Source organism: Corynebacterium sp. 32222D000AT, assembly GCF_053546955.1.
Genome location: NZ_JBPPVW010000012.1, coordinates 46,909 through 67,950, shown reverse-complemented (window position 1 = coordinate 67,950; position 21,042 = coordinate 46,909). Strand labels below are relative to the sequence as shown.

Annotated in this window: 18 protein-coding genes; 6 read left to right on the top strand and 12 right to left on the bottom strand. The window is 67.5% G+C overall.

All coding sequences use genetic code 11. The annotated features are described in order from the left end of the window. Positions 1-155: 155 nt before the first annotated feature. A complete protein-coding gene (locus ACEE23_RS08315; RefSeq protein ID WP_448872786.1) occupies positions 156-3,596 on the top strand; it encodes a pyruvate carboxylase in 3,441 nt (1,146 codons plus the stop codon). 9 nt (positions 3,597-3,605) lie between these two features. On the opposite strand, the gene ACEE23_RS08310 is transcribed toward ACEE23_RS08315, so the two are convergent. The 3 genes from ACEE23_RS08310 to ACEE23_RS08300 all read right to left on the bottom strand — a co-directional run bounded on the left by ACEE23_RS08310 (position 3,606) and on the right by ACEE23_RS08300 (position 7,034). Beyond that, positions 3,606-4,208, bottom strand: coding sequence for a GNAT family N-acetyltransferase (locus tag ACEE23_RS08310; protein ID WP_368520094.1), 603 nt, complete (start codon positions 4,206-4,208; stop codon positions 3,606-3,608). Between the two features lie 14 nt (positions 4,209-4,222). Next, entirely contained in the window at positions 4,223-6,001 is a 1,779-nt protein-coding gene (locus tag ACEE23_RS08305; protein ID WP_368520095.1) for an acetyl/propionyl/methylcrotonyl-CoA carboxylase subunit alpha, read from the bottom strand. A 169-nt stretch (positions 6,002-6,170) separates the two neighbouring features. Then, complete coding sequence (locus tag ACEE23_RS08300; RefSeq protein WP_368520096.1) at positions 6,171-7,034, bottom strand: sulfurtransferase; 864 nt, start codon at positions 7,032-7,034, stop codon at positions 6,171-6,173. A gap of 478 nt (positions 7,035-7,512) precedes the next feature. On the opposite strand from ACEE23_RS08300, the gene ACEE23_RS08295 reads away from it, so the two are divergent. Continuing rightward, positions 7,513-8,577 (top strand): Cj0069 family protein, encoded by a 1,065-nt coding sequence (locus tag ACEE23_RS08295; protein ID WP_368520097.1) that lies wholly within the window; start codon positions 7,513-7,515, stop codon positions 8,575-8,577. Positions 8,578-8,664: 87 nt separating this feature from the next. On the opposite strand, the gene ACEE23_RS08290 is transcribed toward ACEE23_RS08295, so the two are convergent. From ACEE23_RS08290 to ACEE23_RS08275, 4 genes are all read right to left on the bottom strand, one after another. After that, a complete protein-coding gene (locus ACEE23_RS08290; RefSeq protein WP_368520098.1) occupies positions 8,665-9,087 on the bottom strand; it encodes a DUF3151 domain-containing protein in 423 nt (140 codons plus the stop codon). Between the two features lie 76 nt (positions 9,088-9,163). Continuing rightward, entirely contained in the window at positions 9,164-9,802 is a 639-nt protein-coding gene (locus ACEE23_RS08285) for a nucleoside triphosphate pyrophosphatase (RefSeq protein WP_368520099.1), read from the bottom strand. A 2-nt stretch (positions 9,803-9,804) separates the two neighbouring features. After that, the gene (locus ACEE23_RS08280; protein WP_368520100.1) at positions 9,805-10,059 is read right to left on the bottom strand and encodes an acyl-CoA carboxylase subunit epsilon; all 255 of its coding nucleotides are present in this window, start codon (positions 10,057-10,059) and stop codon (positions 9,805-9,807) included. Positions 10,060-10,109: 50 nt separating this feature from the next. Beyond that, complete coding sequence (locus ACEE23_RS08275; protein ID WP_448872056.1) at positions 10,110-11,645, bottom strand: acyl-CoA carboxylase subunit beta; 1,536 nt, start codon at positions 11,643-11,645, stop codon at positions 10,110-10,112. A 428-nt stretch (positions 11,646-12,073) separates the two neighbouring features. Between ACEE23_RS08275 and ACEE23_RS08270 the strand changes: the two genes are divergently transcribed. Continuing rightward, positions 12,074-12,541 carry an LppP/LprE family lipoprotein gene (locus ACEE23_RS08270; protein ID WP_448873573.1) on the top strand — a complete coding sequence of 156 codons (468 nt, stop codon included), beginning with the start codon at positions 12,074-12,076 and terminating at the stop codon, positions 12,539-12,541. A gap of 59 nt (positions 12,542-12,600) precedes the next feature. Here the strand turns inward: ACEE23_RS08270 and ACEE23_RS08265 are convergent, their stop codons facing one another. After that, on the bottom strand, positions 12,601-14,217 hold the full coding sequence (locus ACEE23_RS08265; protein ID WP_368520103.1) for an acyl-CoA carboxylase subunit beta: 1,617 nt from the start codon (positions 14,215-14,217) through the stop codon (positions 12,601-12,603). A gap of 459 nt (positions 14,218-14,676) precedes the next feature. Here ACEE23_RS08265 and ACEE23_RS08260 point away from each other — a divergent pair, with 459 nt between their 5' ends. From ACEE23_RS08260 to ACEE23_RS08250, 3 genes are read left to right on the top strand one after another with little or no spacing between them, the layout of a single operon-like run. After that, complete coding sequence (locus ACEE23_RS08260) at positions 14,677-15,861, top strand: hypothetical protein (RefSeq protein WP_409338188.1); 1,185 nt, start codon at positions 14,677-14,679, stop codon at positions 15,859-15,861. A 41-nt stretch (positions 15,862-15,902) separates the two neighbouring features. Further along, positions 15,903-16,505, top strand: a complete 603-nt coding sequence (locus tag ACEE23_RS08255) for a hypothetical protein (protein ID WP_368521602.1) — start codon at positions 15,903-15,905, stop codon at positions 16,503-16,505. 2 nt (positions 16,506-16,507) lie between these two features. Beyond that, on the top strand, positions 16,508-17,101 hold the full coding sequence (locus ACEE23_RS08250; RefSeq protein ID WP_368520105.1) for a hypothetical protein: 594 nt from the start codon (positions 16,508-16,510) through the stop codon (positions 17,099-17,101). 2 nt (positions 17,102-17,103) lie between these two features. Here ACEE23_RS08250 and treS read toward each other — a convergent pair whose 3' ends face one another. Genes treS through ACEE23_RS08230 form a run of 4 tightly spaced genes read right to left on the bottom strand, consistent with a single transcriptional unit; the run spans position 17,104 to position 20,796 of the window. Continuing rightward, positions 17,104-18,606: a maltose alpha-D-glucosyltransferase gene (gene treS / locus ACEE23_RS08245; protein ID WP_368520106.1), complete on the bottom strand. Its 1,503-nt coding sequence runs from the start codon at positions 18,604-18,606 to the stop codon at positions 17,104-17,106. Further along, positions 18,603-18,887 carry a hypothetical protein gene (locus ACEE23_RS08240; protein ID WP_368520246.1) on the bottom strand — a complete coding sequence of 95 codons (285 nt, stop codon included), beginning with the start codon at positions 18,885-18,887 and terminating at the stop codon, positions 18,603-18,605. The genes treS and ACEE23_RS08240 overlap by 4 nt, the downstream gene beginning before the upstream one ends. A gap of 8 nt (positions 18,888-18,895) precedes the next feature. Then, complete coding sequence (locus ACEE23_RS08235; protein ID WP_368520107.1) at positions 18,896-19,735, bottom strand: carbohydrate ABC transporter permease; 840 nt, start codon at positions 19,733-19,735, stop codon at positions 18,896-18,898. Continuing rightward, a complete protein-coding gene (locus ACEE23_RS08230; RefSeq protein ID WP_368520233.1) occupies positions 19,735-20,796 on the bottom strand; it encodes a carbohydrate ABC transporter permease in 1,062 nt (353 codons plus the stop codon). The genes ACEE23_RS08235 and ACEE23_RS08230 overlap by 1 nt, the downstream gene beginning before the upstream one ends. Positions 20,797-21,042: the final 246 nt, after the last annotated feature.

The window sequence follows — 21,042 nt, the reverse complement described above, 5'->3', positions numbered from 1 at the left end:
CTTGAGGGTGCGTGTGCTGGGGGTTTTCCTCTTTACAGCCTTAACAAAAAGACCGTCGCAACTGTGTGAATCTTTGCACTGGAAATCGTCCCTAAAACGGTCGTGATGGAACTAGGATGTAAGGTGCATCACTCACTGAACTGAAAGGAAAACTCGTGGTTCAGACTGCCCCTGCCTCGTTCTCGAAGGTGCTCGTCGCTAACCGCGGCGAGATTGCCGTGCGTGCCTTCCGTGCGGCCTTTGAGACCGGGGCTACCACCGTTGCTGTTTATCCCCGGGAGGATCGAAACTCCTTCCACCGGGCTTTCGCGGACGAGGCCGTGCGTATCGGCACCGAAGGCCAGCCGATGAAGGCCTACCTGGATATTGAGGAGATCATCCGGGCGGCGAAGAAGTCCGGCGCGGACGCCGTCTACCCGGGCTACGGCTTCCTGTCCGAGCGCGCGGATCTAGCGCGGGCGTGCCAGGACGCCGGCATCAAATTTATCGGCCCGACCCCGGAGACGCTGGATCTGACCGGCGACAAGGCGGCCGCCGTGCACGCGGCCGAGGAGGCCGGGCTGCCGACCCTGAAGGACTCCGAGCCGTCCACCGACGTGGACCAGCTGGTTGCTTATGCCGATGACTTCCAGTTCCCGGTCTTCGTCAAGGCCGTGGCCGGCGGCGGCGGGCGCGGCATGCGCTTCGTCGAGACGCCGGGGAAGCTCAAGGAGAAGGCGGCGGAGGCCTCCCGCGAGGCGGAGGCGGCCTTCGGCGATGGCAGCGTCTACCTGGAGACCGCCGTCATTAACCCGCAGCACATCGAGGTCCAGATCCTGGCCGATTCCCAGGGCAACGTCATCCACCTCTTCGAGCGCGACTGCTCCGTGCAGCGCCGCCACCAGAAGGTCGTGGAGATCGCCCCGGCGCCGTTCCTGGACGCCGAGCTGCGCGACCGCATCTGCCAGGACGCGGTGAAGTTCTGCCGCCACATCAACTACGAGGGCGCCGGCACGGTCGAGTTCCTCGTCGACGAGCGTGGCAACCACGTCTTCATCGAGATGAACCCGCGCGTGCAGGTCGAGCACACCGTGACCGAGGAGGTCACCGGCGTGGACATCGTGAAGTCCCAGATGCAGATCGCCGCCGGCGCCAGCCTGGAGGACCTGGGCCTTAACCAGGAGGCCATCCACCTGACCGGCTCGGCGCTGCAGTGCCGCATCACCACCGAGGACCCGAACAACGGCTTCCGCCCGGACACGGGCACGCTGACGGCGTACCGCTCGCCGGGCGGCGCCGGCGTGCGCCTGGACGGCGCGACCGCGGTCGGCGCGGAGATCTCCCCGAACTTCGACTCCCTGCTGGTGAAGATGACCTGCCGCGGCAAGGACTTCCAGCAGGCGGTGGCGCGTGCCATCCGCGCGCTCAACGAGTTCACGGTCTCCGGGGTCTCCACCAACATCGGCTTCCTGCGCGCCCTGCTGCGGGAGCCGGACTTCACCGCGCACCGCATTGACACCGGCTTCATTGCCAACCACCCGGACCTGCTCAAGGCCCCGCCGGCCAGCGACGAGCCGGGCCGCATCCTGGACTACCTGGCCGAGACCACCGTCAACCGCCCCAACGGCGAGCGCCCGACACCGCTGCGCCCCTTCGACAAGCTGCCGGAGCGCTCCCACCGCGACTCCGAGCTGCCGCGCGGCTCCCGCGACGAGCTGCGCGAGCTGGGCCCGAAGGGCTTCGCCGAGAAGCTGCGCGCCCAGGACGCCCTGGCAGTCACGGACACCACCTTCCGCGACGCGCACCAGTCGCTGCTGGCCACCCGCGTGCGCGGCACCACCCTGGTCTCCGCCGCCGAGCACGTCGCGCGCCTGACCCCGAACCTGTACTCCGTGGAGGCCTGGGGCGGGGCGACCTTCGACGTGGCCATGCGCTTCCTCCACGAGGACCCCTGGGTCCGCCTGGACATGCTGCGCGAGGCCATGCCGAACGTCAACATCCAGATGCTGCTGCGCGGCCGCAACACCGTCGGCTACACCCCGTACCCGGACAAGGTCTGCCACTCCTTCGTGGAGGAAGCCGCCCGCTCCGGCGTGGACGTATTCCGCATCTTCGACGCCCTGAACGACGTCAGCCAGATGCGCCCGGCTATCGATGCCGTCCTCGAGACCGGCACCACCGTCGCCGAGGTCGCCATGGCCTACTCCGGGGACATGACCTCGCCGAAGGAAGACATCTACACGCTGGACTACTACCTGCGCCTGGCCGAGCAGATCGTCGAATCCGGCGCCCACGTGCTGGCCATCAAGGACATGGCCGGCCTGCTGCGCCCGGAGGCGGCCAGCAAGCTGGTCATGGCCCTGCGCAAGAACTTCGACCTGCCGGTGCACGTGCACACCCACGACACCGCGGGCGGCCAGCTGGCCACCTACTACGCGGCGGCCCTGTCCGGCGCCGACGCCGTCGATGGCGCCTCGGCCCCGCTGGCGGGCACCACCTCGCAGCCGTCCCTGTCCGCCATCGTCGCGGCCCTGGCGAACACCAAGCGGGACACCGGCATCGACCTGCAGGCCGTCTCCGACCTGGAGCCCTACTGGGAGGCCGTGCGCCAGGTCTACGCCCCGTTTGAGAACGGCATCCCGGGCCCGACGGGCCGGGTCTACAAGCACGAGATCCCGGGCGGCCAGCTGTCCAACCTGCGCGCCCAGGCCTCCGCGCTGGGCCTGGCCGACCGCTTCGAGGTCATCGAGGACACCTACGCCGCCGTCAACGAGATGCTGGGCCGGCCGACCAAGGTCACCCCGTCCTCGAAGGTCGTGGGCGACCTGGCGCTGCACCTGGTGGGCGCCGGCGTGGACCCGGCGGACTTTGCCAAGGAGCCGACCAAGTACGACATCCCGGACTCCGTCATCGCCTTCCTGCGCGGCGAGCTGGGCACCCCGTCCAGCGGCTGGCCGCCGCTGCGCGACAAGATCCTCTCCGGCCGCGCGGGCGAGAAGGAGGGGCCGCAGATTTCTGAGGTCCCGGCCGATCAGGCCCGCCACCTGGACTCGGAGGATTTCACCGAGCGCCGCGAGGCCCTCAACCACCTGCTCTTCCCGAAGCAGTTCGAGGAGTTCAAGGAGTTCCGCCGCCAGTACGGCAACACCGAGGCGCTCAACGATGCCGAGTTCTTCTACGGCCTGACCGAGGGCGAGGAGAAGATCGTCCACTTCTTCCCGGAAAACAGCACGGAGCGCGAGTCGCTTAACGCCATGGTCGTGCGGCTGGACGCGGTCGGCGAGCCGGATGAGAAGGGCATGCGCTCGGTCATCCTCAACGTCAACGGCCAGATCCGCCCGATGAAGGTGCGCGACCACTCCGCCGAGTCCACCGTCGCGACGGTGGAGAAAGCCGACTCGGCCAACCCGGGCCACGTGGCCGCCCCGTTCGCGGGCGTGGTCAACCCGACCGTCAAGGTCGGCGACGAGGTCGAAGAGGGCGATCAGGTCGCCGTCATCGAGGCCATGAAGATGGAGGCGTCCATTTCCGCCACCCAGTCCGGCACGGTGGAGCGCCTGGCCATCGGCCAGGCCACCAAGGTCGAGGGCGGCGACCTCATCGTGGTGGTCAGCTAGCTTAAGAAGCTAGAAGTAGTAAATCATGGTCCCCGGTTCGCCGCCGGGGACCTCCAGCGGGGTGAAACCGGCGGCATCGTAGAGCCGGCGGGCCCGCTCGTTGCGAGGATCGACCCACAGGGAGACGGCCGGCGCGGTCTGCTCCCGGGCGAGATCCACGACGTTGCGCAGCAGGCGCTTGCCCAGGCCTAGGCCGGCGTAGCGCCGCTCGACGGCGATGCACAGTTCGGGGATGTCTTCCGGGTCGAATTCCGTGGCCCACTGGCTGTCATCGTGGGGATCGGCGTCCGGGCGGCCGGTGTAGGCCACGCCCTTGTGCTCGCCTGTGAAGTAGCGCAGCCAGGCCCCGCCGGCCGGGACCTCGTACTCGGAGATGGCGATGACCCCGCCGTCCACGCGCGGGGACCATTCGCCCACGTAGGGGCCGATGTCGCGCAGGTGTTCCTCGCCCAGCGCGGCCGTCTCGTCACCGAGCACGTCGGTCAGGTAGAACAGGCGCGACAGGTAGGTGCGGTCATCATCCTGGGCCAGCCGCAGCCTGATCCCCGTGTCGTTGACGTCGGGGTGCAGCGGGGTGCGGTGCTCAGAAGGGGAGTGGGCATTATCAGTCATGCCCACCAGCCTAGCTACTTGATCTCCAGCATGGGGTTGCCCTTGTTGATCTGGGCGCCGGTCTCCACGGCCAGGCCCGTGACCACGCCGGCCTTGTGGGCCTTGACCGGGTTTTCCATCTTCATGGCCTCCAGCACGATGAGGACGTCGCCCTCGGCGACCTCCTGGCCCTCCTCGACGGCGACCTTGATGACGGTGCCCTGCATGGGCGCGACCACGGCGTCGCCGGACACGGCCGCCTTGGAGCCGCCGCCGCGGCGCTTCTTGGACTTCTTCTTCGGCGCCCCCGCGCCGGCGCCCAGCACCAGATCGCCCGGCAGGGCCACCTCGACGCGGCGGCCGTTGACCTCCACGACGTACTTCTGGGCCGGCAGGGCCTCGGCGTCCTCGGCCTCGGCGTCCGGATCCTGGTAGGCCGGCAGGTCACCGGACCACTCCTCCTCGATCCACTTGGTGTAGACGTCGAAGGACTCGCCGTCGCCGCGGAAGGCGGGATCGGCCACGATGGCCTGGTGGAAGGGGATGACCGTCGGCAGGCCGGTGACGGTGAATTCTCCCAGGGCGCGGGCGGAGCGCTGCAGGGCGGTCTCGCGGTCCGGGCCCCAGACGATGAGCTTGCCCAGCATGGAGTCGAACTGGCCGCCGATGACGCTGCCGGCGCGCACGCCGGAGTCCACGCGCACGCCCGGGCCGGTCGGCTCGCGGTAATCCACCACGGTGCCCGGGGCCGGCATGAAGCCGGCGGCGGCGTCCTCGCCGTTGATGCGGAACTCGAAGGCGTGGCCGCGCGGGGTCGGGTCCTCGCTAAAGGGCAGCTTTTCGCCCTGGGCGATGCGGAACTGCTCGCGCACCAGGTCCAGGCCGGTGGTCTCCTCGGAGACCGGGTGCTCGACCTGCAGGCGGGTGTTGACCTCGAGGAAGGAGATGAGCCCGTCGGATCCGACCAGGTATTCCACGGTGCCGGCGCCGTAGTAGCCGGCCTCGCGGCAGATGCGCTTGGCCGAGTCGTGGATGGTGGCGCGCTGCTCGTCGGTCAGGAAGGGGGCCGGCGCCTCCTCGACCAGCTTCTGGAAGCGGCGCTGCAGGGAGCAGTCGCGGGTGCCGACCACCACGACGTTGCCGTGCATGTCGGCCAGGACCTGGGCCTCGACGTGGCGGGCCTTGTCCAGGTAGCGCTCCACGAAGCACTCGCCGCGGCCGAAGGCGGTCACGGCCTCGCGGGTGGCGGACTCGAAAAGCTCCGGGATCTCCTCGTGCGTGTAGGCGACCTTCATGCCGCGGCCGCCGCCGCCGAAGGCCGCCTTGATGGCCACCGGCAGGCCGTGCTCCTGGGCGAAGGCCTCGACCTCCGCGGACTCGGCCACCGGGTCCTTGGTGCCCGGAGCCATGGGGGCGTCGGCCCGCTCCGCGATGCGCCGGGCGGTGACCTTGTCGCCCAGGGCCGCGATGGCCTCCGGGGAGGGGCCGATCCAGATGAGGCCGGCGTCGAGGACGGCCTGGGCGAAGTCGGCGTTCTCGGACAGGAAGCCGTAGCCCGGGTGGATGGCGTCGGCGCCGGACTTGGCGGCGGCGTCGAGGATCTTGTCGAAGACCAAATAGGACTCGGCAGAGGTGGTCCCGCCCAGCGCGAAGGCCTCGTCGGCAAGCTCGACGAAGGGGGCGGTGGCATCGGGCTCGGCGTAGACCGCTACGGAGCTGATGCCGGCATCGCGCGCAGCGCGGATGACGCGAACTGCGATCTCACCACGGTTGGCGATGAGCACCTTGGTGATCTTCTTTTGTTCAACTGCCACAGCAGGAATCCTCCTGAAAAACTAGTATTGGATCGCTTACTATTCTTGCACATCAAAACATGAGAAAACCGTCAGGTTCTAAAAATTATGCAAAAAATAATCCCGTACCAGGTTAGATACGGGAATTTCTCCGGCGTGTTACACCCAGCTCGGCTTAGACACTAGGATTCTAGCGCTCGATGGGCATTCGAACCATATTGCCCCACTCGGCCCAGGAGCCGTCGTAGGTGCGGACGTTCTCGACTCCCAGCAGGAATTTGAGGACGAACCAGGTGTGCGCGGCCTGCGCGCCGACGTGCGAATAGAGGATGGTGGGATCCCCGGCATTCAGGTTGCCGTAGTTGACCCGCAGCTCCTCCAGGGAGCGGAAGGTGCCGTTCGGGTACATCGCGCGGTCCCACTCCAGGTTGGTCGCGCCCGGGATGTGGCCGTGGCGGATGGTGGTCCCGTAGGCGGAGTTGCCCTGCGGGGAGGCGCTGGTCGGCTGGCCGGCGAATTCCTCGGGGCTGCGGGTGTCCACAATGACGGCGTCGGTGGAGCGCAGCTCGTCGACGAAGACGCGATGCGGGGCGTCGTCGCGCTCGACGGCCGGGTAATCGGAGGCCGCGAATTCCGGCACGGCGAAGGAGGTGTCGCGCTCCTCGGCCATCCAGGCGTCGCGCCCGCCGTCGAGCAGCCGCGTGTCCGGGTGTCCGTAGAGCTCGAAGACCCACAGGGCGTAGGCGGCCCACCAGTTGGACTTGTCGCCGTAGAAGACCACGGTGTCCTCGCGGCTGATGCCCTTGTCCTGCATGAGCTGCTGGAAGGCCGCGCCGTCGATGATGTCGCGGGTGGTAGGGTCCATCAGTTCCTTCTGGAAGTTGATGCGGCTGGCGGTGGGGATGTGCCCGATGTCGTAGAGCAGGGAGTCTTCATCGACCTCGATGACGCGCAGGCCTTTGACCCCCAGCCGGGCGGACAGCCACGGCGCGGAGACCAAGCGGCCGGGGTGCGCGAAGTCCTGGAAGGGCGGGTGCGGGTCGAATTCGGTCATGCTCTTTGAAACCTTTCTTCGGGGGTGCGGTGCGCGCCGTGCGCTGGGTAAAGGGGGCTTCACGGCGCGGTCCGAAAAGTGTTGACCCAGGCGCCGGGGCTGGGGCCGGCGGGGCTGAGTCACGGTTGAATCTGCGTATAACTTTTACTGCCACATACTTTACCGCGCGGAAAACGATTGGTCACTTCCCCGCGACGGGTGTGGTATTTAATACATTCCTGCGCCCGCCGATGCCCCTTCCCCGGGCCCTGCGCCGCCCCGCCGGGGCGCTGGTTATAACAAGTGTGCTGGTAGGGTGCACGCGCGCTTTCCGCCCGGCCTGATCAACCCCCAAAAACCCCGCTTAAAGGTGGGATAGAGGGGGTAATTCCCGGCGCGCGCGGCGGCGGGAAGTCCGATAAATTAAAGGGTGTGGGAGCCGCTAGAAATCCGGTGCCCCAGACGTGACCGATGCCCCCTTTCCCGAAAGGTTTCACCCATGCACAAAGCCATCGTCGTCTTCGAAGTTGAAGGCGGATCCGACAAGCAGTTCAACGGCCACCGCAAGGACACCATGCCCATCGTCGAGTCTCTGCAGGAGGCCGGCTGGCACTCCGAGGTCGTCTACTTCCGCCCGGAGTGGTCCGAGGATCTCTTCGACTACGTCTCCAACAACTTCGACGCCTACATCTCCCGCGTGAACCCGGGCAACATCCCGGGCGGGGAGAAGGGCTACTTCGATCTCCTGACCAAGCTGTCCGAGGCCGGCCTGGTGGGCATGTCCACCCCGGAGGAGATGATGGCCTACGGCGCCAAGGACGCCCTGGTCAAGCTGAATCAGACCGACCTGGTCCCGGAGGACACCCAGGCCTACTACGACGTCGAGAGCTTCCACGAGACCTTCCCGCAGACCCTGTCCTACGGCGAGCGCGTCCTCAAGCAGAACCGCGGGTCCACCGGCTCCGGCATCTGGCGCGTGCAGCTCAAGGACAAGGAGCTGGCCGCCAGTGTTGAGCCGGGCACCACGCTGCCGCTGGATACCGAGCTCAAGTGCACCGAGGCCGTGGACAACCACACCGAGGAGCGCCAGCTGGGCGAGTTCATGGACTTCTGCGACCAGTACATCGAGGGCGATAACGGCATGCTGGTGGACATGCGCTTCATGCCGCGCATCGTCGAGGGCGAAATCCGCATCCTCCTGGTCGGCGTGGAGCCGGTCTTCGTGGTCCACAAGAAGCCGGCCGAGGGCGGCGACAACTTCTCCGCCACGCTGTTCTCCGGCGCGAAGTACACCTACGACTCCCCGGAGTCCTGGCAGGATCTGGTCGACATGTTCGCCGAGGTCCGCCCGGTCATCGCGGAGAAGCTCGGCGGCGACAACATCCCGCTGATCTGGACCGCCGACTTCATGCTCGCCGACGGCGAGAACGGCGAGGACACCTACGTCCTGGGCGAAATCAACTGCTCCTGCGTGGGCTTCACCTCCGAGCTGGACATGGGCATCCAGCAGAAGGTGGCCGCCGAGGCCATCTCCCGCGTCGAGGCCAAGCACGGCGCCGCCTAAGACCGGCCAACAACCACCGGCAACGATAAACCGCCCCGGGGCTAAATCAGCCTCCCGGGGCGGTTTTTAGTGTCTAAGCCAGCCTAGCTAGTCCAGCAGGGCAGCGACCGACTCCGGGTCGGCATCGCTAAGCATCTGGCGCAGGCGGTCGTACTCGTCCTGCTCGCCGATGGCCTGGGCCGCGTGCGCCAGGGCCGCGATGGCGCGCAGCACGCCCTGGTTCGGCTCGTGGGAATAGGGGACTGGGCCCCAGCCCTTCCAGCCGTTGCCGCGCAGGCGGTCCAGGCTGCGGTGGTAGCCGGTGCGCGCGTAGGCGTAGGCGGTGATATACGCGGTCGGCAGGGCCTCGTCGGAGCGCAGCCGGGCCAGCTCCTGCTCGGCCAGGGTGGCCCACAGCAGCGGCGAGTCGGGGTGCTCGACGATGCCGGCGGACAGGTCCTGCGTGGACTCCGCACCGGGATCCGCCGGCAGCTTGATCGGGTTAGGGGCAAGCATGTCTTTCATCTCCATGGCATGCCAGTATAGTCGCGCCCACCCGGTCCTGTCGGCGGCGTTTTAGGGGGCCCAACGCTAGTCCCAGAAAAGGCTAGTCCCAGAAATCCGCCACGCGCAGGCCGAAGGAGTACAGCGCCCGGCGCACCACCGGCAGGGACAGGCCGATAACGGAGGAGGGATCGCCCTCGATGCCGTCGATGAACCAGCCGCCCAGGGCCTCCAGGGTGAACGCGCCGGCGCATTCGAGCGGCTCGCCGGTTGCGGCGTAGGCGTCGATGTCGGCCTCCTCGGCCGCGGCGAAGTGGACCGCCGTGCTGGCGGTCTCCACGAATTCCTCCCCGCTGAAGATAACGCAGTGCCCGGTCAAAAGGTGTGCGGTGCGCCCGGCCTGGGCGCGCCAGCGCTCCACGGTGGCCGCGCGGGTGTGCGGCTTGCCCTGCAGCTGCCCGTCCAGCAGGAGCATGCTGTCGCCGCCGATGATGACGTCGCCGGCGTAGTCCGCGGCGTGTTCGGTGGCCACGGCCTGGGCCTTGGCGCGCGCCAGGGCGGCGACGACCTCGGCGGGGGAGGCGTCCGGCAGGCCTGCCCGGATGGCCTCCTCGTCCACCCCGGCGGGGGCCAGCACCGGGTCAATCCCGCCGGATCGCAGGATGCCGGCCCGTGACGGCGACTGGGAGGCCAGGACGATGCGCGGCCGGCGCGCCGCGGCGGCGTTGTTAGCAGCGGGCATCGTTAGTAGTAACGCACGTTGCGGAAGGCGTTCGGGTTGTATTCCACCCGGCCCGGCAGGCCGCGCCGGCCGTAGTCGCGTGCGCCCCACAGGTTGCGCTCGCCCGTGCCGGCGCCGGCGGCGGCCGCGCGGGCCTGGGCGGCGAGCTGGGTGAACACGGCGGTCAGGGCCGCGATCTCGGTGTCGCTGGGCTGGCCCTTGACTACTTGGAACAGGGGCTTGGATTCGGACACTGCTGCGGAGGCGGTATCGGTCACTGCGGGTGGCTCCTCACGGTGGGTGGTAACTGGCACGGGCGGGGCGGGCGTTAGAGCGTTATATTACCGTGCTTTTTCATGGAGGGTTGGGAAATCTTGCGCTCGAGCAGGCGCAGCCCCTCGACCAGGTGGCCGCGGGTGGTGGCCGGCTCGATAACGGCGTCGACCAGCCCGCGCTCGGCCGCGGCGTAGGGGTGCAAGAACTGCTCGGCCAGCTCCGCTTCCTGCTCGGGCGTGGCCGCGTCCCCGTAGATGGCGCGGGCGGCCTGGGAGGCCTGGGTGACCGCGATCTGGGCGGTGGGCCAGGCATAAGCCAGGTCGGCGCCCAGGTCCTTGGATCCCATGAAGACGTAGGCCGGGCCGATGGCCTTGCGGGTGATGATTGTCAGCTTGCCGACGCTGGCCTCGGCGAAGGCGAAGGCCAGCTTGTTGGCGCGGCGCAGTAGGCCGGCCTGCTCCTCGGCCGGCTGAGGCAGGAAGCCGGGCGAGTCGACGAACTCGATGATGGGGGTATTAAAGGCGTCGCAGGTGCGGATGAACCGGGCCGCCTTGTCGCAGGCCGCCCCGTCCAGGGTGCCGGCCAGGGCCAGCGGCTGGTTGGCCACTAACCCCACGGCGCGGCCCTCGATGCGCGCGAAGCCGGTCACGACGTTGCCGGCGAAGTCGGCCTGGATTTCGAAGAAGGAATCCGGATCCACCACGGCCGCGATGACCTCGGTGATGTCGAAGGCGCCGGTCTCCTCGTCGGGCACGATGGAATCCAGGGCGCGGGCGGTCTCGTCGACGTTGTCCGCGATGGATCCATGGGAGATCTCCGCGTCCGTGCGCGGGGCCTCGGCGCGGTTGTTGACCGGTAGGTAGGCCAGGGCGGTGCGCGCCAAGTCCAGGGCCTGGGCGTCGGTCTCCGCGATGAGGTGGGCGGTGCCGTTGGTGGCCAGGGCGTCCGCGCTACCGAGCTCCTCGGCGGTCGTCTCGGCGCCGGCGACCTCCTGGACCACGGCCGGGGCCGCCTGGTGCAGGGCGCCGCCGCGGGCCACGATGACCAGATCGGCCAGGGCCGGGGCGAAGGCGGCCATGCCCTCGTTGTCGCCGACCACGACGGCCACCTGCGGGATGAGGCCGGAGGCGCGCGTGACGGCGGCCATGATGCGCGCATGCATGCTCAGGCTGACGATGCCCTCCTGCACGCGCGGGCCCGCCGACTCGTGGATGCCCACCATGGGCACGCCGGTCTTCAGCGCCAGGTCGTAGAGCTTGCAGATCTTTTCCCCGGTGACCTCGCCCAGGGTGCCCTCGAAGACGGTGGCGTCCTGGCTGAAGACGCAGACGCGGCGGCCGTCGATGGTGCCGTAGCCGGTCACCACGCCGTCGGTGTAGGGGCGGTCGTGCTCGCGCCCGAAGTCGGTGGAGCGGTGGCGGGCCAGGGCGTCCGTCTCGACGAAAGATCCCTCGTCCAGCAGGTCGAGCACCCGCTGGCGGGCGTCGGTCGAGCCCTTAGCGCCGGTGGGCTGGCGGGACTCGCTCAGGCGGTTGTCCAGATCGGTGATCTTGCCGGCAGTCGTTTTCAGATCCGGTTTATCTGTCATAATCGCTTAGTCTACAACCTCTAAAAATAAAACAAACTCGCAGCCTGTGGTCTGCGGGCGGCGCCGAAGGTATCCTCGGCCCCTCCGGCTGCCTGGGTCCTCCCTTTTAGTCGGCGCCCGCCCCGTTTCTGTTAACACCTCGTGGCACCTCGACGACGTCCCTCCGGCACTGCGCCGGCATCCAACCAACATGGCGGCGACACCCAAGGGGCACCGCGCTGGCCTCCAAGCGGCACCGCTCCGACACATCTAAAAGACACCGTAGGGACAGCTTTCAGGCAGCTTTTTGTCATGGCATTGAAGCGGAAACGTTATTCGGGATCCATGGTGACCCATGTCATAATGGGGGCTATCCAGGAGTCTTGACGAGTCTAGGAGTGGCAATGTCCACCATGTGAGGAATACTAACCACCGGTATCGCCGGCGCCGTGTTTGCGCTGGCCGGATGCTCGGGCCTGAACGCAGACAAAGCCGATAATGAATCCGCCCCCGCCAGCGAGGCCCCCGTGGCTTCCGTCGCGGAGACCGACCCGGTCACTGCCAACGAACAGAAAGGCCAGGGACAGCAAGACCACGCCTCCCCGAGCGGCGAGGACGCCAACGGCGCCAACAACGCTGCGGGGGAGGCGGCCGTCACCGTCACCGGCGCGACGGCCTCATCGCCCTACCACATCATGCTCTTCCACCAGGGCGAATACCTGGGCACCGCGACCGTGGAGCCCTACGGCTTCGCCCCGGAGATTACCCGGGCCTCGGGCCGACAGGTGGATGTCACCTACCGCTGGCCGCAGGACGGCGACGCTAACGCCAACCCGACGGGCAGCTCGTTCGCGTCCTTTGCCTGGAACCCGGTAGCGGAAGAAATTGAGATGGCCGGCAACGTGCCGCCGGCCTAAAACAGGACCCCTTCCAGCAGTCCCCGCAACCGCCGCAGCCCGGCCCCGCCAGGGGCGGGCTAGAGCGGCATGTTGCCGTGCTTGCGGCTGGGCCGCGGCACGGACTTGTCGGCGTAGAGCCGCAGGTTCTTGGCCACCATGGCGCGGGTCTCGGACGGCAGGATGACGGCATCGATAAGCCCGCGCTCGGCGGCCTTGTACGGGTTGAGCATGTGGTCTTCGTACTCGCGCTCGAAGGACTTGGCCAGGGCCTGCTCGTCGACGCCCTTCTCGCGGGCGGCCTTGAGCTCCTTGCGGTAGATGAATCCCACGGCGCCGGCCGCGCCCATGACGGCGATCTGGGCCGTCGGCCAGGCGAGGTTGACGTCCGCGCCCAAGCCCTTGGAACCCATGACGCAGTAGGCGCCGCCGTAGGCCTTGCGCATGGTCACCGTGATCTTCGGGACGGTGGCCTCGCCGTAGGCGTAGAGCAGCTTGGCGCCGTGGCGCAGGATGCCGTCGTGCTCCTGGGACGCGCCCGGCAGGAAGCCGGGGACGTCGACGAGCATGACGATCGGGATGTTGTAGGCGTCGCAGGTGCGCACGAAGCGGGCGGCCTTCTCGGAGGAGTCGATGTCCAGGCAGCCGGCGAAGACCTGCGGCTGGTTGGCCACGAACCCGACGGTCTGGCCCTCGATGCGCCCGAAGGCGATGACGACGTTCTCGGCGCGCTCGGCCTGGATCTCCAGGTACTCGGCGTCGTCGGTCAGAGCGGCGATGACGTCCTTGACGTCGTAGGGCTGGGTGGGCGAGTCCGGGATGATTTCGTCCAGAGCCAGGTCGTCGACGCTGGTCTCGGTGACCGGCTCGAAGGGCTCGACGGGGCTGCGCTGCTGGTTGTTGGACGGCAGGTAGCCCAGCAGGTCGTGGACCCAGTCGAGGGCCTCCTCGTCGGTGGCGGCGGTGTAGTGGGAGTTGCCGGCGGAGACCATGTGGACGCCGGCGCCGCCGAGCTCCTCCTGCGTGATTTCCTCGCCCGTGACGGTCTTGATGACGTCGGGGCCGGTGACGAACATCTTGGATTTCTTGTCCACCATGACCACGAAGTCGGTCAGGGCGGGGGAGTAGGCGTTGCCGCCGGCGCAGGCGCCCATGATGACGGAAATCTGGGGCACGACGCCGGAGGCCTTGACGTTTTGGTAGAAGGTCTGGGCGATCCAGTCGAGGGAGACCGCCCCGTCCTGGATGCGCGCGCCCGCGCCCTCGTAGAGGCCGATGAGCGGGCGGCCGGTGGTCACGGCCAGCTCCATGATTTTGACCATCTTCTCGCCGTAGACCTCGCCCAGGGCGCCGCCGAAGACGGTGCCGTCCTGGCTGAAAATGCACACCTCGCGCCCGTCGATGGTGCCCCAGCCGGTAACGATGCCGTCCGTGGTCGGCCGCTTGGCATCCATCCCGAAGTCGGTGGTGCGGTGCTTGGCCAGCATGTCGGTCTCGACGAAGGATCCCTCGTCCAGCAGGTAGTTCAAGCGCTCGCGGGCGGTCAGGCGCTCCTGGGAGTGCACCTTCTCGAAGGCCTTCTGGCCCAGGGGTGCCTCGGCCTCGGCGCGGCGGCGTTTGAGCTCGGCGATCTTGCCGGCGGTGGTGTTGGCGTCGTTCAAGCTGTCTAGTTCCGTCAAATGTGAGGAAATGGTCATGTTCAGGGATGGTAGTGCGAAAAGTCCCCTCCATTCTAGACCCAACCGGCGGTAATTTTGCATGAGAAACCAAATCCGCAGCTCGCGCGTCAAATATGAGATTGTCCTCACGTTTCTTCCGGGTGCCCGGGCTGCCCCCATTAGGGGGAACTCGCCGCTGCCAATGTCGCTGCCGATGTCACCCCGCCGCTGGCCCAGCCCGCCGCCGGGGCGCTCCGGTTCAGCACGTGGTTTCCGCCTGCCCTTGCGCAGGAGCTTCCGGGAAGCTTAAAATCTCCGTATAGTTCAGTGAAGGGGTCTTGGGCCGCACTCTCAAGACAAGGAACCCTTATAGTGCACGCACCCAAGGCGTTAAACGTAGGGAAGAAGGGCTGGGCACGAGCAGCCGTCGCCATCGTCGCGGCGGCACTGGTCCCGCTGGTGGCCAGCCCCGCAGTTCCGGCACGGGCTGTTCCGCCCATGCCGCAGGGCTACCCTATTGCCAACCTCTACAAGTCCTGCGATGCCGCCGGCAAGAACAACCCGGAGCCCGAGTGGCGCTTCGGGGAGACCGGGCGTCGCTACCTCAGCGACGGCACGCTCCAATTCACCAACACCACCGATCAGGAAGTTCCCTACACCGCCGAGGTGGAAACGGGCACCAACCACGAGATCGATGCCAACTCCAAGGCCAAGCTGCCCAACGGTTGGAACACGACCGCCAAGTCCGACATCGGCCTGAAGATGACCAACGGCTGGCGCGACACCGAAACCTTCGGCCCGGTCAAGCTGGCCCCGGGCGAGTCCCTCCGCGTCGAGTACGGCGTCATTGAAAAAGACTTCATCTCCATGTTCGTCAGCTGCAACGACGGCCGCCTGGAAAACACCCCGGGCGCAAACGTCGTGCGCGGCACCGGCCCGGCTGAGCGCTACGCGTTTGCCTACATCATCCGGGCGGACGGCACCGTCTCCGATCTGGCCATGGAGATCCCCTCGCGATCCCCGGGCGCGAACAGCAAGCCCATCGACGGCACCTATACCTCCGTGTCTGGGCCCAGCCTGGAAAAGATCGCCGATCCGGCCCGCGACGAGGTCGTCGAACCGACCACCGAGCCGCAGCGCGAGGACGACTGGCCCAATGAGGGCGACGCCTGCGAGGCCGGCACCCGCACCTGGTACCCGCTGGACATCACCGCCGTCCAGCCGACCTACCGGAAGCCCGGCTATTCCACCGACTTCCTCAACTGGTCGAAGAAGGATTACGAGTACGCCCCGGTCACCGACTTCGTCGTCGGCGCGGAGCACCACCCGTACACCAACTGGCAGGGCAACCGCGGCGACATCCCGCGCGGCTGGCTCGAGTCCGTCGGCGCCGTCAAGCGCGCCTACATGCCGGTCGGCACGGAGCTGGGCCACGTGGACCTGGCCGCCGGGGAGCGCGTGCGCGTCGAGTACGGCACGACGATGACCCGCATCAACTACCGCGAAATCACCTGCGGCAAGGACGGCAAGTACAGCCTGACCTCGAACTACAAGCAGACCTCGGCGCCCAGCGGCTTCTGGGCCGAGGCCACCATCACCAGCCCGGGCGGGGCCAAGCGCACCGTCGACGTCACCCCGGACGAGTACCGGTCGCTGCCGGTGCCCACCCAGTCCACCTACTAACCCCAGGCCACCCAAAACCACATACTTCAAGGAGTTTCCTCATGCACGCATTCAACGCAATCTCTTCCCGCGCCCTCGCCGGCCTGACCGGCCTGGCCCTGGCCGGCGGCATCGTCGCCGCCGCGTCCGGCGCCCCGGCCGCCCAGGCCCTGCCGGCCCGCGACCTGGGCCCGGCCAACCCGACCGTCATCGGCGAGCAGTGCGCCAACCCGGGCGATACCGGCCAGACCGTCGACATCAAGCGCACCTACTTCGACGGCTCCGCCGGCACCTGGACCGTGTCCAACTACAACGATGAGCCGCTGCCAGTGACCCGCTCCATCAAGGAGACCAAGACCAAGACCTGGAACGTCTCTGCCGGCATCGACTTCAAGCTGCTGGATCTCATCAACATCAGCTTCTCCTCCAGCTACACCGACAGCCAGTCCTACGAGGTCGGTGAGCAGGTCGGCCCGTACGACATCGCCCCGGGCAAGACCGCGGTGCTCAAGGTCGGCTGGGTCGTCTCCGACTTCGAGGGCCAGAAGACCGTCTGCGGCTCCGACCACACCTGGCAGCCCAACGGCGGCAAGTTCACCGCCACCCTACCGAAGGAGCGCCACGTCCAGGTCTCCACCCGCGACAACACTGATTGGGGCGAGTAAGCATGGCGGGAAAGCGGCGCGCCGGACTCGCGGCGCTGTGCCTGCCGGTGGTGGTGGCGCTGGGCTACCCGGCATCGGCAGGTGCGGTCTCCCCGGCGGCGGATTTCGAGCTGCCGCAGCGCTGGAACGATGACTACGCCCCGGGATCGCACTGCGCGACGCCCGGTTTTATGGGCACCTACGTCTCCGCGCAGCGGCGTTGGTTCAAGCAGACCGATGCCACCAGCGTGGCCAACAACACCGACGGCCCGGTGCCGGTCAGCCACACCGTGACCCAGGCCCGCACCCAGACCATCGAGGTCGGCGCCGGGATCACCGGCGAGGGCGAGCTGGCCAAGGTGCTGACCCAGACCTACGGCTTCAACTACGTCTCCGAGCAGCACTGGAAGCTCAAGCAGAAGGTCGGCCCCTACACCCTGTCGCCGCAGTCGCAGGGCCAGCTGGTCTGGGGCTTTACGATGCTCGACGTCGACGCCCAGGACGTGCGCTGCAGCACCGACCAGGTCTGGGAGCCGACGGGCAAGCCCTACCAGGCCAGCGCCCCGGAGGCGAAGTACTCCGAGCTGCGGCTGGGCGATGCCCCAGACTGGGCCTAGCGCTAGCTCAGGTATTCGGCCGGCAGCCAGCTGTAGCCGTACGGCCCCAGGTCGACCGGTCCCAGATCCACCGGTTCGGCGGAGAAGTTGTGCAGGCACAGCAGGCCGCCGCGCTGGAAGCCCAGGACCACCTCGTGGCCCGTCTCGACGGGCTCAAACTCGGCCGTGCCCAGCTCGGGGTGGGCGTGCCGGGCGGCGATCATGCGGCGCACCGTGTGCAGCAGCGAGTCCTCGTTGTTGGCCTGCGCGGCCACGGAGGCCCCGCCGACCACGGCCCAGCGCTGCGGGGCGCGGGTGCTAAAGCCGGCGTGCTCGGTCTCGTCCCACTGCATCGGGGTGCGCACGGCGTGCCGGTCGGGCAGGGCCGGGTTGTCCAGCATTCCGATCTCGTCGCCGTAGTAAATAAACGGGGCGCCGGGCAGGGTGAACAGGAGCGAAAACATCAGCTCCACCTTGCGGCGGTCTCCGCCCATCAGCGGCATCAGCCGGCGGGCGATGCCTAGGTGGGCCCGCATGGCATCGTCCGGCAGGTAGGCCGCGTACATCTGATCGCGCACGGACTCGTCGACCATCTCCAGGGTCAGCTCGTCGTGGTTGCGCAGGAAGGTGCCCCACTGGCAGCTGGCGGGCAGGGATCCGAGATAGTCCATGATCTCATAGATCGGGGTGGCCGAGTTCAGTGCCAGCGCCTGGTAGAGGCGCGGCATGACGGGGAAGTTGAAGACCATGTGGAAGCGGTTGCCGTCACCGAAGAACTCGCGCGTTTCGGCCGGCGGCTGGTTGGCCTCGGCGATCATGACGGTGCCGGGGAATTCGGCATCGATAAGCGCGCGGATCTCCTCGATGAAGGCGATGGTCTCCGGCAGGGACTCGCCGCCCAGCCCGTCGCGCTCGTAGAGGTAGGGGATGGCGTCCAGGCGGAAGCCGTCGATGCCCTTGTCCAGCCAGAAGCGGATGACGTTTTTGACCTCTTCGCGCACGGCCGGGTTGTCGTAGTTGAGATCCGGCTGGTGGGAGTAGAAGCGGTGGAAGTAGTACTGCTCGCGCACCGGGTCCCAGGCCCAGTTGGACTCCTCGACGTCGGTGAAGATGATGCGGATTTCCGAGTAGCGGTTCGGATCGTCGCCCCAGACGTAGTAGTCGCCGTAGGGGCCTTCCGGGTCCTGCCGGGAGGCCTGGAACCAGCGGTGATCGGAGGAGGTGTGGTTCAGCGCCAGGTCGGTGATGATGCGCATGCCGCGGGCGTGGATGGCGGCGATGAGCTCCTCGACGTCTTCCATGCTGCCGTAGACCGGGTTGACCTCGTAATAGTCGGCGATGTCGTAGCCGTCGTCGCGCAGCGGGGAGGCGTAAAACGGCGGCAGCCACAGGCAATCGATGCCCAGCCACTGCAGGTAGTCCAGCTTCTCCGTCACGCCGCTGAGCGTGCCGATGCCCTCGCCCTTGCCGTCCTTAAAGGCGTGCACCAGGGCTTGATAGAAAACGGCGTTGTGGTACCAGCTCATGCTCGGTCTTTCTGTTGGGGAAGGGTGTTTCGGGGCGCGGTGTTGTGGGGCGCCGTGTTTTGGGCCGCGGTGTGCGGCTGGGTGCTCGGTCCGGTCCGGGCCAGGTGCGCGCGCTTGGCGCGGTAGATCCCGTACAGGGCCAGGCACAAGACCCCGGCTAGGAGGCCGGGCCAGATCGCCGGTTCGGGGCGGAAGAGGTTGACCACGGCCTGGAGGATAGCCAAGGCGGCGAAGAAGCCGCAAAACCCTAAGGCCGTGTCCCAGAGGAGGGAGTGGCGCATGCGGCCGCCTAGCCCTTGACCCCGCCGGCGGTCAGGCCGGCCACGATCCGGTGCTGGAAGATCAGGACCATGATGATGAGCGGGATGGTCACCAGGGCGCCGGCAGCCATGGTGGCCGCGTAGGGGTACTCGAAGGCCGAGGGCCCGGAGAAGCGCGCGATGGCCACGGTGACCGGCTCGGTGTCGGTGGAGGAGAGCTGGCGGGCCAGCATGAACTCGTTCCAGGTGGTGATGAACGCGATGATGGCCGTGGTGAACAGGGCCGGGGCGGCCAGGGGCAGCAAGATCATGCGGAAGGCCTGCGCCTTGGTGGCGCCGTCGACGCGGGCGGCCTCCTCCAACTCCCAGGGCAGCTGCCTAAAGAAGCTGAGCAGGGTGTAGATGGTCAGCGGGAGGGCGAAGGAGATGTTCGGGATGATCATGGCCCGGTAGGTGCCAATCCAGTCCAGGTCGCCGAAGAGCTGGAAGAGCGGGGTGACCAGCGCGATGGCCGGGAACATGGAGGCCGCCAGGATGACGCCGGTGACGATGCCCTTGCCCGGGAAATCGTAGCGCGCCAGGGCGTAGGCGGTGAACGCGCCCACCAGCACGGCCAGGGCGGTGGTGACCAGGGAGATGACCAGCGAGTTGGTCAGGGCCCCGAGGAAGTCGTTGCCCTTGTCGGTGGCCAGGGCGTCCCGGAAGTTGTCCAGGGTCAGGTGGGTCGGCCACGGGGTGGTGTCAAAGGTGTGGTCCTTGTGCCGCAGGGCGGTCACGACCATCCAGTAGAAGGGGGCCAGCCCCCAGAAGATGATGAAGAGGATGCCGGCGAAGTGGCCCACGGTTCCCCAGGAGATGCGCGATTTCATTACTTGGCCTCCTTCTTGGATTGGGCAGAGGCGGGTACGGCAGAGGCAGGCGCTGCCGACGCGGTGCTTGCCGATGCCGCTGCTTCCTCAGCCGCGGGCTCACCCGGGGCCTTCTTCCGGCCCCACGGCAGGTTTCGCCGTTTGCGGGGCTCCTCGGCGGTGCCCGCGATGTTGGCGCCCAGGAAGCGGATGAGGATGAAGGCGACGAAGAAGATGAGCAGGAAGATCAGGGTGGACAGCGCGGAGGCGGAGTTGAAGTTGCCCTGGCGCATGTCCTCGACGACCAGCTGGGAGATGGTGGCGGTCGGCGAGTTCGAGGAGCTGGAAATCATGATGACCGGCAGGTCGTACATGCGCAGCGCGTCGAGGGTGCGGAAGAGGATGGCCACCATCAGGGCCGGCCGGACCAGCGGCAGGGTGATGCGGGTAAAGATCTGCAGGCGGCTGGCGCCGTCCATGCGGGCGGCCTCGTAGACGTCCTTCGGGATCATCTGCAGGCCGGCGAGGATGAGCAGGGCCATGAACGGGGAGGTCTTCCACACGTCGGCGATGATGACGGCCAGCCGGGCGTAGAAGGGGTCGGTGGTCCAGGCGATGTCGGTGCCGAGCAGGGAGTTGACTACGCCCTGCGGGGCGAACATGAACTGCCACAGCTTGGCGGTCACGGCGGTGGGGATGGCCCAGGGGATGAGGACGGCGGCGCGCACGAAGCCGCGGCCGCGGTAGTTGCCGTTCATGATGAGCGCCATGGCCATGCCCAGGATGGTCTCGAGGGTCACGGTCACGACGGTAAAAAACAGCGTGATCTGCACGGCCGGCCAGAAGTCGGTCGCAATAACCCCGGGCGGGCAGGTGGCGGCCACGCCGGACGGCGACATGCACTGGTTGGTGATCCAGTACAGGTAGTTGTCCAGCCCGGCGAACTGGCCCTCGACGAAGAGCCCGGTGGTCGGGTCGAGCTGCCGGTTGCCCTTGAACGACAGGATGATGGCCCGGATGACGGGGTAGCCGATCACGATCGCCAGCACGATGATCGCGGGCGCGATGAGCCCGGCGGGCACCCAGGCCCGAGACTTGGGCGAGGGGCGGCGCCGTTGGGCGGTTTTCTCGGTCACGCGCTTGGCCTTTCTGATGTTTGCTCTACTGCTGCGAATTAACGCTGCGGCGAATCACCGCTGCTGTGCGGCGTGCAATGGTTTGCACTGAGGATGGCACTGATCATAACGCACGGCCCCGACGCAGCCTCGAAACTCGCCGTGTTCATACAAAAGCGAACGATGCCACCTCGCCGCACGGGAAGGGGCATC

Excerpts from the sequence above, each read along its gene's own strand:
- ACEE23_RS08310 (WP_368520094.1), bottom strand. The coding sequence starts at position 4,208 with ATGACTGATAATGCCCACTCCCCTTCTGAGCACCGCACCCCGCTGCAC.
- ACEE23_RS08300 (WP_368520096.1), bottom strand. The coding sequence starts at position 7,034 with ATGACCGAATTCGACCCGCACCCGCCCTTCCAGGACTTCGCGCACCCC.
- ACEE23_RS08295 (WP_368520097.1), top strand. The coding sequence starts at position 7,513 with ATGCACAAAGCCATCGTCGTCTTCGAAGTTGAAGGCGGATCCGACAAG.
- ACEE23_RS08290 (WP_368520098.1), bottom strand. The coding sequence starts at position 9,087 with ATGGAGATGAAAGACATGCTTGCCCCTAACCCGATCAAGCTGCCGGCG.
- ACEE23_RS08285 (WP_368520099.1), bottom strand. The coding sequence starts at position 9,802 with ATGCCCGCTGCTAACAACGCCGCCGCGGCGCGCCGGCCGCGCATCGTC.
- ACEE23_RS08275 (WP_448872056.1), bottom strand. The coding sequence starts at position 11,645 with ATGACAGATAAACCGGATCTGAAAACGACTGCCGGCAAGATCACCGAT.
- ACEE23_RS08265 (WP_368520103.1), bottom strand. The coding sequence starts at position 14,217 with ATGACCATTTCCTCACATTTGACGGAACTAGACAGCTTGAACGACGCC.
- ACEE23_RS08260 (WP_409338188.1), top strand. The coding sequence starts at position 14,677 with ATGCCGCAGGGCTACCCTATTGCCAACCTCTACAAGTCCTGCGATGCC.
- ACEE23_RS08255 (WP_368521602.1), top strand. The coding sequence starts at position 15,903 with ATGCACGCATTCAACGCAATCTCTTCCCGCGCCCTCGCCGGCCTGACC.
- ACEE23_RS08250 (WP_368520105.1), top strand. The coding sequence starts at position 16,508 with ATGGCGGGAAAGCGGCGCGCCGGACTCGCGGCGCTGTGCCTGCCGGTG.
- treS (WP_368520106.1), bottom strand. The coding sequence starts at position 18,606 with ATGAGCTGGTACCACAACGCCGTTTTCTATCAAGCCCTGGTGCACGCC.
- ACEE23_RS08240 (WP_368520246.1), bottom strand. The coding sequence starts at position 18,887 with ATGCGCCACTCCCTCCTCTGGGACACGGCCTTAGGGTTTTGCGGCTTC.
- ACEE23_RS08235 (WP_368520107.1), bottom strand. The coding sequence starts at position 19,735 with ATGAAATCGCGCATCTCCTGGGGAACCGTGGGCCACTTCGCCGGCATC.